The 13880-nt window shown below is 34.3% G+C and carries 13 protein-coding genes; 1 reads left to right on the plus strand and 12 read right to left on the minus strand.

What is annotated here, in order from left to right:
• The first annotated feature begins 68 nt into the window (after positions 1-68).
• On the plus strand, positions 69-1961 hold the full coding sequence (locus tag KP803_RS08110; RefSeq protein WP_248008327.1) for a polysaccharide biosynthesis protein: 1893 nt from the start codon (positions 69-71) through the stop codon (positions 1959-1961).
• On the opposite strand, the gene KP803_RS08115 is transcribed toward KP803_RS08110, so the two are convergent.
• The 12 genes from KP803_RS08115 to KP803_RS08165 all read right to left on the minus strand — a co-directional run bounded on the left by KP803_RS08115 (position 1936) and on the right by KP803_RS08165 (position 13792).
• A complete protein-coding gene (locus KP803_RS08115) occupies positions 1936-2772 on the minus strand; it encodes a glycosyltransferase (protein ID WP_248008328.1) in 837 nt (278 codons plus the stop codon). The genes KP803_RS08110 and KP803_RS08115 overlap by 26 nt on opposite strands.
• A complete protein-coding gene (locus KP803_RS22005) occupies positions 2772-3449 on the minus strand; it encodes a CDP-alcohol phosphatidyltransferase family protein (RefSeq protein ID WP_427916929.1) in 678 nt (225 codons plus the stop codon). The genes KP803_RS08115 and KP803_RS22005 overlap by 1 nt, the downstream gene beginning before the upstream one ends.
• Positions 3439-4242 (minus strand): hypothetical protein, encoded by an 804-nt coding sequence (locus KP803_RS08120; RefSeq protein ID WP_248008329.1) that lies wholly within the window; start codon positions 4240-4242, stop codon positions 3439-3441. The genes KP803_RS22005 and KP803_RS08120 overlap by 11 nt, the downstream gene beginning before the upstream one ends.
• Entirely contained in the window at positions 4239-5414 is a 1176-nt protein-coding gene (locus KP803_RS08125; protein ID WP_248008463.1) for a CDP-glycerol glycerophosphotransferase family protein, read from the minus strand. Before KP803_RS08125 ends, KP803_RS08120 begins: the two co-directional genes overlap by 4 nt.
• A gap of 69 nt (positions 5415-5483) precedes the next feature.
• Positions 5484-6458 (minus strand): hypothetical protein, encoded by a 975-nt coding sequence (locus tag KP803_RS08130; RefSeq protein WP_248008330.1) that lies wholly within the window; start codon positions 6456-6458, stop codon positions 5484-5486.
• Positions 6451-7638 (minus strand): CDP-glycerol glycerophosphotransferase family protein, encoded by a 1188-nt coding sequence (locus tag KP803_RS08135; RefSeq protein ID WP_248008331.1) that lies wholly within the window; start codon positions 7636-7638, stop codon positions 6451-6453. The genes KP803_RS08130 and KP803_RS08135 overlap by 8 nt, the downstream gene beginning before the upstream one ends.
• An 8-nt stretch (positions 7639-7646) precedes the next feature.
• Positions 7647-9209: a hypothetical protein gene (locus KP803_RS08140; RefSeq protein WP_248008332.1), complete on the minus strand. Its 1563-nt coding sequence runs from the start codon at positions 9207-9209 to the stop codon at positions 7647-7649.
• 282 nt (positions 9210-9491) lie between these two features.
• The gene (locus tag KP803_RS08145; protein WP_248008333.1) at positions 9492-10088 is read right to left on the minus strand and encodes a histidine phosphatase family protein; all 597 of its coding nucleotides are present in this window, start codon (positions 10086-10088) and stop codon (positions 9492-9494) included.
• Positions 10085-10927: an N-acetylneuraminate synthase family protein gene (locus KP803_RS08150; RefSeq protein ID WP_248008334.1), complete on the minus strand. Its 843-nt coding sequence runs from the start codon at positions 10925-10927 to the stop codon at positions 10085-10087. Before KP803_RS08150 ends, KP803_RS08145 begins: the two co-directional genes overlap by 4 nt.
• Positions 10921-11601 (minus strand): RraA family protein, encoded by a 681-nt coding sequence (locus tag KP803_RS08155; RefSeq protein ID WP_248008335.1) that lies wholly within the window; start codon positions 11599-11601, stop codon positions 10921-10923. The genes KP803_RS08150 and KP803_RS08155 overlap by 7 nt, the downstream gene beginning before the upstream one ends.
• Positions 11588-12250, minus strand: coding sequence for an acylneuraminate cytidylyltransferase family protein (locus KP803_RS08160; protein ID WP_248008336.1), 663 nt, complete (start codon positions 12248-12250; stop codon positions 11588-11590). The genes KP803_RS08155 and KP803_RS08160 overlap by 14 nt, the downstream gene beginning before the upstream one ends.
• 54 nt (positions 12251-12304) lie before the next feature.
• Positions 12305-13792 carry a hypothetical protein gene (locus KP803_RS08165; protein ID WP_248008337.1) on the minus strand — a complete coding sequence of 496 codons (1488 nt, stop codon included), beginning with the start codon at positions 13790-13792 and terminating at the stop codon, positions 12305-12307.
• Between the last annotated feature and the right edge of the window lie 88 nt (positions 13793-13880).

The raw sequence follows: 13880 nt of genomic DNA on the forward strand, positions 1-13880 counted from the left end.
AAAGGTTTCTAGAATACTGACGACATAACAATAGACAACTTCATTAAACGGCTGGCAGTAAATACTCTATGTTCACACCGATACAACTTCTCTTAAATGCAAGTCGACGTAATAAGCGCATTATCAGTATCATCTACGATATTTTAGCCGTTCTAGGTTCGCTTTACTTTGCAACTGCATTTAGACTTGGTACTTACCAATTTAACATTGGTCCAGACGAAATCGCGAGCATAACTGCCACCCTTATCGTAACACTATATTGTTTTACTAAACTTGGGATGTACCGAGCTGTACTTCGTTACATGATGCTTCCTGCTATCGGTCATATTTTTCTTGCTGTGATTCTTTCTACCTTAACCTTAGTATTAAGCGGATTCTTTTTTCACTCGTTTATCCCAAGAAGCGTACCGTTCATCTATGCTGGGTTTGCCACTTTATCACTTGGTGGTCCACGCATTTTCATCCGTTCAATCTACTATCAATATTACAAAAGACAAAAGCCAAACGTGTTCATTTATGGTGCGGGGGCAACTGGTAGAGATTTAGCTTATACGCTTATTCAAGGCGACGAATATCACCCAGTAGCCATTTTAGATGACAACCCAAGTAAAGCTGGTCAAATTCTTTCAGGTATTACTGTCTACCACCCTAATGAATTTAAGAAATTACAACCTCTCTATCAACCCGTAAAGCTATTACTAGCAATTAACAACATCAACAAAGGGAAGCGCCTTCGTTTAGTTGAAAAACTGTCTAGTTGGCCGATTGAAATTCAATCTGTCCCTTCTGTCGAAGATATTGCTGCGGGAAGAGCATCAGCAACCGATGTTAAAGACTTGGATGTTGAAGACTTACTGGGTAGAGCACCCGTTTCTCCAGATAAACAACTACTCGAAAAAAACATTAAGGGAAAAAATGTCTTCGTAACAGGTGCTGGCGGATCAATTGGTTCAGAACTATGTCGTCAAATTATTACTCAGAAACCCAAAACTTTGGTTCTTTTTGAGCTCAATGAGTTCAACTTGTATAGTATTGATCAAGAACTCAACGCCATTAAGATTAACCTAAAGTCACCGACTGCCATTATAGCTTCTTTAGGATCGGTTCAAAAAGAGAACAGACTAACCAAGCTAATGGAAACGTATAATATTGATACTGTTTATCATGCCGCTGCATATAAACATGTTCCTCTTGTTGAAGACAATATAATAGAGGGTATTAGGAACAATGTATTCGGCACTCTTGCCTGTGCAAACGCAGCGATTGCAACTGGGGTTAAAAACTTTACGTTAATCTCTACAGATAAAGCTGTACGCCCAACAAATGTAATGGGGGCAAGTAAACGAATGGCTGAACTAGTCCTTCAAGCCCTTGCCGATAAACAGACAGAGACTACCTTTACCATGGTTCGGTTTGGCAATGTTTTAGACTCGTCAGGCTCCGTTGTTCCTCTCTTTAAAAAACAAATACGAGCAGGAGGGCCTGTTACTGTTACTCACCCTGACATTACTCGCTATTTTATGTTAATTCCAGAAGCCGCTCAGCTTGTCATTCAAGCGAGTGCCATTGGTAGTAACGGACAGGTATTTGTTCTCGATATGGGAGAGTCTGTGAAAATACTCGACCTCGCGAGACGAATGATCCAGCTTATGGGACTAAGAGAATATGTTGATGGCAAGCTTGATGAGGGTGATATCGAGATCCTATTTACTGGGCTAAGACCTGGCGAGAAACTATATGAAGAGCTGCTAATAGGTGAGAATGTTGAAGGTACTAGCCACCAGAAAATTATGACAGCAAAGGAAGATAAACTCACTTGGAATGAGATGGAAAATTTACTTGAGCAATTAGATGAGTGCTGTCACAACTTTGATGCTCAGTGCGTTCAAACAATTTTAACAAATGCACCGACAGGTTATGTTAATAAAGACCCTCTCATCGCCGAGGGTCAAATAGATTAATCAAAGGCCTAATAATATTAAATATAACATTAGGTATAATAGCTCTAAACATAGGGTAACAAAGAGCCAAATAGGCGAATACTCGCCTATCATAAGAATTGACAGCACTGAATCCAATCTTTGCTCGATTCCAAGCTACATCAAGAGAGTTTTTTGTTTTAGATGAGCGAGCCAATCGATAGCTAATCAGCTCCATTGATATATTGGCAAAAACTAAACCACTCGAAACTGCGCGAATCCAAAGCTCATAATCGTCCTGTCGCCTAGGTGCCGTTTCTGAGTAGCCTCCAATTTTTAAGATTTTTTCTTTCTTAAACATGACGCTAGGATGGATCATAGGACATGACCAAATAAGGCGTTTTATTTCATCGTGTTCTGTTGGAACTGTAAGTTTGTCATATTTATCACCGCTCTCTGAAATAACATCACAATAAGCTCCACAAATATCTACATCACAATGATTAGTCATAAATTCCACCTGTTGTTTGAATCTATATGAATGAGACAAATCGTCAGTATCCATTCTAGCGACCAAATCATGAGTACAATGCTTTAAGCCAATATTTAGAGCTCTAGCTAGCCCTTGATTAACGTTCAACCTGACTAACTTAAGAGGTAGCTTATCAGACCAATATATTATGGCATTCTCCAATTCTAGTCGTACGGGCCCATCTATAACTAAAACTACCTCTTCAGCAGGCAATGTTTGTACGACAAGACTTTCCATTGCCAAACTAAAATAATCAGCAATTTCGCCGTCATATAACGAAATCAATACACTTAACTTTGAAGTCTTTTGATTCAAAGACATTAGCTGCTCCCAACTTTAGACAACAACCTAAAATTGTACATTAGAAGAAAACCAGTGAAAACAGCATAAAAGGAATACAAAACAAGCACAAAATCAAAGTAGAAAGCCAGGCAAGTAAGAACGAAAAGGTTTCCAGTATCCAGCATCTCATATAAAATACGGGACAATTTATAAAAGTAACTATCTAACTTCTTAGCATGTCCTTTTAATTCTGGAAAATAAAGCGGTCTGAGGGTAGATACGAGTGAATTAAAGGCAATAAATAGAACACCGAGTAATACTATATAGTCCTCTATTCGCTCAAAATCTAGCTTACTAAATATCAATAATAGAAATATCAACGAACATAGCCTATCCACAGATACATCGAGAAATGCACCAAAACGGGTCGAAGAGTTAGTAGCTCTGGCCAGTGCACCGTCTGTACAATCGAACACGTAACTCAAAACCCAAACAGATAAAGATAAAATATAGTGTTCATTAATAAAAAATGTCGCACCAATCAAGAACAATAAAAATGATACCAATGTAACGAAATTAGGTGTAACGCCTATTCTTTTGGCTATTAAAAAAAATGGGTACGCTAAGTTTTGATAGATATTCTCAACTGTCCATAACGATACTGGTGTTTTATACGACTTAAATTTCTTTAAGCTTCGGAAAAGATCATTGACCATTTAAATTATTATACCTTTTATCATTTTCCAATAGCTTATTAGCACTAATGAGGTAGCCTTTTACCGCTGCCACTACAATTCTAGAACCAAACAAGAGCAATATCGCGTTATGGATCGGAAACGGGATATAAGTGTAAACAAAAAACAACATCACCAGAAGAAATAAATATAAAAGTGAAGATGATATTTCAACTATCTGCTTAGGATCAACGCCGAGTTTATCAAGGAAGGCATATCTATTGTCTGTAAATGCAACATACTCGATTACCATAGAATACAGAACCATAGAAAATAGAAAAGTATAAGCATAATAAGGAGAAATAAAATAAAACAAAACCAACGTACATGATATTGTCATTAAGTCTGATATCAATTTATATGTTGGTTTAATATTCTTAAATAATAGCTTCTTAGGTAAGTTATCATTCCCTTTGTTAACATACACTTCAATCAATGTATCTTGTTTTTTTTCTAGCCGTGAGAAGAATATTTGTTGGACAATATTAACGATATATATAAACACCGTAAATGAGAGTAAAAAAACAATATAACCCCTTTTATCTAATAAACCAGATAGCAAGTCTGGAACCAAAAAATCACTAGCAAGTAACAAGAATATTTTAATCGGGATAAACATTACAGCCAAACGCATATATCTGCTAGTAAACTGAAGAAATGATAATAATAATATATTAGCAGATACCTCTATACGATAAATGGTAAAGAATGACCTTAACAAAGAAAACTTAGCGATACCAGATTGAAATAAATATCTTATCTTTCTAATCTTCATTTTAATCGTGCTGCCTTAATCATTTTTTCAACTACTCGCATTGACGATCTCCCATCTTCAAACGGATTATAGGTTCTATTAAATTCAGAAACATTTACCGAAGGTGCGAAGTTAGAATCAATAGCGTTTAAAATTGCCTCCTTTAGCTCACTTTCCGACCCAACACGTACACACGGGAATGTATCATCAATTTCTATATACATACCTCTACTTTCATTAGCGTAGCTATCCAGGTCATATAGATAGCATATAATAGCGCGCTCTAATAATGCAAAGTCAAACATGATACTTGAGTAGTCCGTTACCAATAAATCCGTAATGTTAAGTAATTCATTCACATCGTTATGAGATGAAACATCAATTACATTATCAATACTTGCCATTTGATCACTAAAATAGTGCCCTCTATAAAGTACTATTATTTCGTCAGAACATCTTTGAATTGAGTCTAGAATGCCTTGAACGGAGAGGCTATCAGCGCTTAAAGAAGACTTAGGTGCAAACACATCGTCTCTATAGGTCGGTGCATAAAGTACAACTTTCTTATCTAAAGGTATACCCAACATAGATTTAACCGCACTACTATGCTTCTTCTCTTTCAATTCGATTAATCGATCACACCTGGGGTAGCCACTTTCAAGTATTTGGTCTGGTCGTAAATTAAAGGCACTAATAAACCTTTCAGATGCGTATGGGGATGGGGATAGGAAATAATCCACATCCTCAGTTTGCTTCGCATATAGGTAGTCTCGTGCAAGTTTTGATATCGATATGTCACTAGTTGTAACGATGTCACAACCAAGTTTTTTTATCGGTGTTCCATGCCAGCACTGTAAAAATATTTGACTTCGACTTTTTTCTAACTGTTTAGGCAAGCGACAATTTGTTACCCAAATTGAGGCCAACCTATAATTTATGAAGTAATCCTTCGATTTAAAGAAGACAATTTTCGTTCTAGGTTGAGACTCAATAAAGGGTAAGATCGTATTAGAGGGCGAATCAATCACCCATACAAAAGAAAGGTGTGAATAACATTTTTCACCTAACAAATACTCATAAATAGCCAGTGGAGAGTCGGACACAGTTCTGCCATTAAAGCTTTCAAAAATAACAACCCCTTGTTGTGGAGAACGAAAGAGGTTTATCACTTTAAAGCGTAACCGTAAGAGCATTGTTGTAAGTTTGTGCCAATATAGATCGACTTTCTGATTCTTCTTTCTTAAGTAAATAAACACCACAACTTACTTCACCAATCTAGAAAACCTGAGCTTAGCATAATCCCAGTAGTAGCCAAATATTCTCTTATAAGATCGCTGAATAGGCAGCGTGCGTAACTTTTCCGCAATAATCATTCCAGAGTTCCCTAAATACTCAGAAGGTAAGTACTGTTCCATGAACAACTTAACATCATCTCCTAAAGGTTTGTTCTCAGAAATAATTCGGTGAACATCTTCAATACTTTCAGCATGCAAACCGATATTATTCTCGAAAATATAAGCTTCTGCAGACCCTTTTACATACTTAATAACTCGATCTTTCAGTATCCAGCGTGGAAAAATGACTGGAATACCAAGTGCCCATGCTTCATAGACCATAGTGCCAAAATCTGAAATTACAAAATCAGATTCGGCGAGTGAAACTGTTGTAGGCTCTTTTGATGTTCGATTTCTTGGATGAAGAGCAATAGTATAGTTATAGAGTGAGTTCATTTCTTCACTATGTTCACCAAAGCGAGGATAAGAAGACGTTGATTCTTTTGATTTTCCGCGCTTTCTATGATCGTGCGTTGGTGCCCAAAGAACATTTGGCTGTGAACTTTCGCCTTTTTGTTCTAGATATTTTTTTCTAACTTTACATAGCGGGTCAAGCCTTGGCCACCCTACTACGTGAATCTGGTCCTCCTTTAGAGTAAGACCAGGCAGTGCCATCAATCTATTTTTTAGCCACGGCCCTGGAACCAATACATGCTGGAACTTATTGATCATTCGGCCTTCGCTATCTCTCATGGACAGGTAATTTTTATCTGCAACCCCGTGAGACATGAGGACATCCGCTTCCTGCCTTATAAAATATGTTATGTTAATAAGCCTCGGGTGATAAATAGGCTTATTACTGTACTCTCTACAATCCAAGTGGTTAATAATAGATTCATTTATATTTGACTGCACTTGTTTATAAGCTGCATTTCTTCTTTTTTTAAAATTAATCTTATTCATCGTTAGCTACTTCTAAAATATGTTTTTTAACCGTATCAATAAATAGCGTTGTCGACTCCCCCTTAGAGAGGTCACCCAAATATTTGACTTTAAGCTCTTTACTTCCTTGATAATCAAAAGATGCTAGCCTCGTATCTAACTCTGCTGGAATAGATGCTATTTGGTCTTTTTCGACCAGTACGCCTTTTAATCTAGCAATAGGAGGGAGGGTTGCTCGATTATCTACATGGAAATTATTAGTTATACAAAATGCTTTTTCGAAAGAAAGGTAATCGATGATCACTGATGAGTTATCAAATATAGCAAAGTCTACAGCATGAAAGACTGATAGGATGTCTTCATTGTTGGATAAGTAGACACCGTTTGGACTAGCATCCATTAACTTAACTATTTCACCATGGCTATCTCGATGAGCAGTTGAAGAAATACCTAAGCTTGGATGAGGCTTGTAGATAATAAAAAAATCTTCCCTTAAAAGCAGTCCTGCAATCATTTTTACCGCTTCGGAATCAACAGAAGAATAGCTCATCTCGCTATGCGAGCCTTCCCATGTCGGCGCATACAAAATTACTTTCTTTTCAGCAGGTACATTCAAATCTAGTGGACTAATAGAATCTAATTGCGGCCGACCAACACATATAAACTTATCTTCATCAAAATTTCTTAGGTGGTTTCGGTATCTATCAAGAGCAACTTGGCCTGCTACGAAAACCGAATCATAGGCTTTAGCTTGATTTGAGTACATTGAAGATTTTTCTGATTCTCCATGATTAATAAATACATGATGGGCATTATTATAGGACAATGATTGAAAGTTTCTCATTCGGTTATTTGGATATAGAACTAGTTTAACTCCATATTCACCATAAGAACTTAACAACCCATCAAGGTCGGAAACAAATATTTTACAATCGCCATAATCAGCCAAGGTATCCCAATCTATAGGGCCTCTAAACACAGTTAAAATATTAATGCTATTTTGAGACAAATTTTTAATTACAGGCCCCCACATATCATATTGATATAAGGTATCTTCCCCCCCTGACATATACAGTACAACATCATACGAAGAGTGTTTCAATTCAGGTGTACTAAGTAATGACTGTTTCTGATGAAAAGAAACATATGCACTTTTTGCATAAGATAATAGTTTAAAAAAAAGTTTATTTATCATATTCATTTAAAAATTTATTGTGTTTTCTTCTCAATTATATCTAGAGTAGAAGTAATTACGTCTTGCTTTGATAGGTGATAGAAATCATCAACTACCTTAATGTTTTCAAACCAAATATCATTGTTATCTTTAAACCTATAGCGTTGCGTTGAGGAGTTAGACAATAAATAAGTCGCGCTACCAGAAATACCTGCAAGCTCTAGAACTGCTGTTCCTGCACTAATAATAAAGTCCAATTTTGACATTAAATACAACACACTAATAAAATCGTTCAGCTGGTTTATCGGTGGTTCAATGAAATTAATCTTACAATTGTATTTATTAACCAACTCACGCTCTGAGTCAGAGAGGTCATATTGAAGAGATACAATATAAATATTTCGGCCGGCTGATTGAGACAGTAGCTCCTCTAAATCGAAATAGTTGTCATTTCTAAATGGGCCCAAAAGCATACTACGCCAACATAGGCCCACAAGAATAATTGACTCCTTTCGTATTTCAGAAACAAAAGCATCAATTACTTGAAACAAATTAGGCTTTGCACAATTGAATTCTTTACAACCATTTTTAACAAAGTCAATTCCACTCAGAAGATCCGTAGATAGGCAGACTTTATCCACTTCATCTGAGAACCTATATAACTCATTATCCATTGCATGATACAATCTAGATTCAATTATCTCGGAGTACAAATCATGATTAGATTTAGATATGAACTTCGTTCTATGTGATGGTATAAATTTTGCCTCAGGATATAGAGACTCAAAAAGTAATAATAGTCTTGGCTCACAAGAAAAATACACTTTAGAATGTGTTTTCAGAATTATAGGGATTATTTTTGAATACCTAATATCATCACCAACTCCCCAAGAAGACAAAACCAATAAATATTCATCACTTTTAACTAAATTTAGGTCTTGAATATACTTATCTTTAAAAACGTCTGCACAATATAATGATACATCTCTTTTTTTCATGGCAGAGTATCCTTCTCGCGTTAATCCTTGGCTATGAAAATATTTCACCAAGTTTGCGTTACTAATTAACGAACGATACTTACTGACAAACGAAGGCAAGATATTAACTGAATTTGTACAAATTAGCGATGAAACAATAAAATTTACACTTTGAGTGTTAAGTTCTACTATATTAGTATCGACGAAGATTTTAACTATTTCCTGGTCTTCTCCTAAGAGTGAGTAACTTAATATTGTATCATTAATATCAAGGCTATCTAAGCTTACTTTTTCCCCAAGGAAGCTACGAATCAATGCTACACTTCTAAGAGGGTAGTTACCATTTTTTTTTAAAGTTAAACGTAAAGCGTTATTCACTATTCGATAATCAAGGAACGAAGCAGATAAATGAGAAAACTGAGCAGTGGCGAGCAAACTAGGGTTTATCAAAACAGCGACGATAATGTACTCCAATTTGATATTTTCATTGTCAGAATTATTTGCCGCGTTTAATATTAATCTTGCTTTCTTTAAATAGATCAATAAACCAAGATTATCGGATACCAGTTTATTAAAATTCCTATAATCTCCTATAACTAATGAGCTTTTTAGTTCTGACAATAACTTACTGGGAAAAATAGTATAATACAACCTTATTGGCTCAAGGTTAGATAATGATATCTTCTTTACTCTGAAGTAATTACAGATACTTTCGTTTGATCTGGCATAATTATATTGCAATCTATTTAAAAGTCTCACTAGAAAAATCTTCCATATTATTTATTAGGCAACACAATTACATTACTAATTGTTAGTAATGTACTAACATGAAAGAAAATCAAACATTCTTAACTAATTACTTTCAATTAACATTACCAATGTTCACAGCCAGAAATAAATTATTCAATCACTTACTTTAACAGGAGTAGCTTTACCGCTTTCTAGTATATATATTGTATCTTGCGGATGATCCAGAGACAATATATCACTTTCATTCATTCCAGTATATGCCCCTCTAATGACTTTGCTAATCATCTCATGAGTAAATATTATAACATTTCGTTCCTTGAACTCTTCTAGAACCTTATTAGCTCGCATACTAATTAGATTATATCCTTCCCCTTGAGGTACTATATAGTCCCACCAATTCGCATACCTTGCCTTGAGGAAGCCTGGATAATCTGATTCAATTTCGGTTTCTGTTAACCCTTCCCATAACCCAAATGAATGCTCCTTAAGTAAGTCATTAGTTTGTATCGTTCCTTTTTCATTCTCAATATTCATTTCTTCGAGAAATATGGATGCAAACTGCATGGTTCTAAATAATGGACTTGAGTATATTTCAAAATCATTTACATCAATAAAATTACTTTTCTTAATATAACTAGCGATATCTTTAGCCTGTTCTATTCCTTTAAGTGTAAGCGGGGAGTCACTTTGTCCCTGCTTTCGTTTTTGTTTATTCCAAACTGTTTGACCGTGCCTAACTATAACAATCATTGGTAATCCATGCCTTTGAGAAATCTAAGTTCTTCTTCATCATATGAGGAGGAAACGTTTATATTTTCTAGTTTAATATTTGTTATTAAACTAGTCATTGCCTGATATTCGCTTGGTGTTAATGCTGCAGCAAGGTGATGTATAGCCCAATCTTTTGATAGGGTAAAGTGCCTTTCAATCATAGCTACGCCATTCATAGCTGCAAGTAAAGTAGCTGAATAACCAACCTCATGGCCTGAGTAACCAATTCTGACATTCTCAGATTCGTATTTATCTTTCAGTACCGGTATAAAGTTAATATTGTTCTTTCCCGTTGGCGTCGGATAAATAGAAACAGTATGCAATAGGAAAGCCTTTATTTTCGCATCATTGATTCTACCTACCAGTTCATCTGTAAACTCTATATCTTTACCACCTACACTAATTACTAATGGCTTACCTTCTTTTTTGCATAATTCTATAACATAATCTACAAATTCACTTTTATCAGCATCCATAGATGCAACTTTATATAAAGGTAAGTTGAATTGTTTCAAAAAATCCAACCCTTCTTTATCGTGTACGGTGCAAAACCATTCTATATCCAAGCTTTTGCAATATTTATCTAATTCAAAAAAATCCTCCTTACTCAACTCTAAAGAACCCCGATAGTCATTAAAGTTGAAATTTCTCCATTTCTTGCTATCATCCTCATAGTATTTTTCTACATTTTTTAACTTCAATTTAATTAATGTCGCCCCTGCTTCTTTTGCTGACTTAATCATTTGTTTCGCGATACTAACCATACCCAGATGATTAATAGTCAACTCCGCCACAAATTTTATATTATTAGTTACCATCGACCTTCTTCCTCAACAAGCTTTGATAGAATATCACTCATATCCGTTTCGTTCTTAATCTTGAAAATAGTATCTCTAGCCTTATTTTCTTTGTTCAAAATTGCTCTAACTTTCTCTTCAAATCTAAATAGGTCACTCTTTGGAACTCTAATTACTCCATCCTTGCTTGAAATTATTAGATCTCCTGGTGAAATAGAAACACTTTTAATAACAATATCCACGTTATACTTTGTCAATGCCCAATAATCAATTGCATCTATTGGATTAGAGTTTTCAGCAAACACTGGAAAATTCAGCTCATCAATTTTGTCCAAATCTCTTACATTTCCATCCGTAACAAAACCTTTAGCTCCCAGTGTTTGATATATTTGTGATGTTATATCTCCACTATGAGCTACATAATTATCATTTGCCTGGAGAAGAACAATAGGATTATCATTGAAATACTTTTTCTTATAAATATCCAACCTTATATTATCAAGCTCTTGATAGTTTGATTCTTTAGAAACAACTTCACCATAAGTTGTAAATGCAGGACCTATTATAGTTTTATCGTAACCCGCTAATGGTTTAATATTAATATAAAACTGTTCAGGTCGATATCCTAACAATCTCATTGCATCATATGCTACACCTGAGTATATTTCTTTATAAATTAGTTCAATACTTTTCATAAATTGCACCTATAAGCTCTAAGTCATCTTTGTCGTTTATATCAAGAGATTCAATCTTTGGAATTTCCAACATTAAAGGTCTTTTACCAACTCTAGTTTTATTTTTAATCAAACTATCAACATATATTCCATATACACCGTGAGTTTCCATATATACTTTATCTAACTCAAAACTGTTTGGTAGTTTCTTGATATCAAAGTTAATAGGCTCACTGTTCTCATTCCAGAAGTATTCTTGCATTTTAACAACTGAAAAAAATGAATCATACCCGCTAGAGTCAATGAATTTTTCGATGCAGTTATCAATAGTTTTTGATGTTATCAAAGGAGACGTTGCGAAAGTTTGAATGATAAGATCTGTTTCCTCTATTGAATGCAAACCGTATATCATCATATCATTAGCACTAATATCATTATTAGCAAGTTCACTAGGTCTTCTAATTAAATTCAAACCTTTAGAGAGAAGATCCTGTATGTCTAATATAATACTTTCGCTTTCTGTGTCTAGGTAAACCCTATGTACATTTTTGCACTCTAGCGCTTTCTCACATGCCATCCTTACAAGCGTTTTTCCATTGATTTTATATAAATTCTTATTTTTTAGCCGTTCACTTGTACCTTTAGCAGGTATGATCATTGATACCTTCATTAGTATTTCCTTTCTATCTGTTTATTCTATTCTATTCTATCTGTTTATTCTATTCTATTTTCTCATAAATAATAGACTTCGGCCAACAAATCTAATTGGTTTAGTTAATTTCCAACTAAAGCTACTCTTCAATTTTGAAAATTGTATCTTTTGATTTTTTATTTTAATTTTCATTTCAGCGATGACTCTTTCCTGAGATGTTTTTTGAGACTCCATAAGATGTAATTTATTTTCTACATGAATGGCCTTTTCATTTAAAGATTTGATCTTATTCCTTAACTCACTTATTAGTTCAATATTAGTTGATTCAATATGTTGGTCTTCTAATGCTTTTTTATTAAAATTTACTCGATAATTCTCTGTTAAACAAGAAGCATATTCAACATTTGACATATTTAATGTTAGAGTTAGTATATCATCAGCTAAAACTTTACTATTATTTTTAACTATACGTCTAATTATATTTAATTGACCAAACGGGTCATGAATAGAAAAAGACTTACTTACTGAAGCTTTAAAAAGTTCATCTTCGTTTAGGATGCTATTTTCGGAGTAATAATTTTTCACTCTTAAGGATGGTTTTAATTGCATATCACTATGAAATATTTTAATTTCAGAAGGAGAAAACACAAGTAAATCAAAAAGAGTATTTGGCAACATATTAAATGTTCCGTTTAGCAAGCTGTTGTCAAAAGGGTATAATCGTCTATATTTATTATTTCTATCAATAGACTTCCCTTTACCTACTAGAAATTTCAAATCATCAGGAGCCTGCCCGGAGAATTCCTCGTCTAACTTATTCAATGTCATTTTATTATAATACGATATATCTGTTCTAACTCCCTTATATATCATGTCACAACCTTGCCCTTTATATGAGTAGTTCAATCTAACAACTACATCTGAACCATCAATTTCACTAGCATCTAGAGTTTCTACTAATGTTGGTACTACAAGAGCAATTTTCTTTCCTGATATGTAATTATAATAATCTTGATTATTTGAAATGTATTTCTCAGCGATTTTACTTACAGTACCATTGCAAAAAGAAAATATCATGTCAAGGTGATCAAGATCGGCTAGCTTATTAGACGGTATTCCCTCTTTCTTTGATATTACTTTTCTTATTTCTATGTATAGTGCATCATCGCCATCTTCTATGGCCAGTGATAATAATTTACATAGAAGTTCAGTGTTTCTTTCTCCACTTCGATACTTTATATATATATTTCTCTTTGCATTTTCTCTAAATAAATATGCTAAAGAAAAATTACCCGTATGCATAGCAATTGAAAAACATAATAACCAAGTACTATAGCTACAGGAGCTAGAGTCTATAGACTGTATCTTATCAATAAGCTCAGCTCTAATTGGTTCTTCTAATGCTGTATTATGAATAGTGCACAGATAGATTATTTCATATAATTTCTTATCTCTTAACACAAGATCCTTAATTAGTTCATCCATGACATCTTCGTGATTTTCTGATCTAATTATTTCTATGATTCTTTCAACTAACTTTATACTTAAAGCCTGACTCATTTATCATCCCTTCAGTCTGAATTATTTAAATGACATTATCGCTACAAGATTTATATTATTTACCATCATTAACTCAACTATAGCGTCG

The organism is Vibrio amylolyticus, assembly GCF_023145695.1.
Lineage (GTDB): Bacteria > Pseudomonadota > Gammaproteobacteria > Enterobacterales > Vibrionaceae > Vibrio > Vibrio amylolyticus.

Bases quoted from the DNA above. Each gene is read 5' to 3' on its own strand.
- KP803_RS08110 (WP_248008327.1), top strand. From the start codon at position 69: ATGTTCACACCGATACAACTTCTCTTAAATGCAAGTCGACGTAATAAG.
- KP803_RS08115 (WP_248008328.1), bottom strand. From the start codon at position 2,772: ATGTCTTTGAATCAAAAGACTTCAAAGTTAAGTGTATTGATTTCGTTA.
- KP803_RS22005 (WP_427916929.1), bottom strand. From the start codon at position 3,449: ATGGTCAATGATCTTTTCCGAAGCTTAAAGAAATTTAAGTCGTATAAA.
- KP803_RS08120 (WP_248008329.1), bottom strand. From the start codon at position 4,242: ATGAAGATTAGAAAGATAAGATATTTATTTCAATCTGGTATCGCTAAG.
- KP803_RS08125 (WP_248008463.1), bottom strand. From the start codon at position 5,414: ATGCTCTTACGGTTACGCTTTAAAGTGATAAACCTCTTTCGTTCTCCA.
- KP803_RS08130 (WP_248008330.1), bottom strand. From the start codon at position 6,458: ATGAATAAGATTAATTTTAAAAAAAGAAGAAATGCAGCTTATAAACAA.
- KP803_RS08135 (WP_248008331.1), bottom strand. From the start codon at position 7,638: ATGAATATGATAAATAAACTTTTTTTTAAACTATTATCTTATGCAAAA.
- KP803_RS08145 (WP_248008333.1), bottom strand. From the start codon at position 10,088: ATGATTGTTATAGTTAGGCACGGTCAAACAGTTTGGAATAAACAAAAA.
- KP803_RS08150 (WP_248008334.1), bottom strand. From the start codon at position 10,927: ATGGTAACTAATAATATAAAATTTGTGGCGGAGTTGACTATTAATCAT.
- KP803_RS08155 (WP_248008335.1), bottom strand. From the start codon at position 11,601: ATGAAAAGTATTGAACTAATTTATAAAGAAATATACTCAGGTGTAGCA.
- KP803_RS08160 (WP_248008336.1), bottom strand. From the start codon at position 12,250: ATGAAGGTATCAATGATCATACCTGCTAAAGGTACAAGTGAACGGCTA.
- KP803_RS08165 (WP_248008337.1), bottom strand. From the start codon at position 13,792: ATGAGTCAGGCTTTAAGTATAAAGTTAGTTGAAAGAATCATAGAAATA.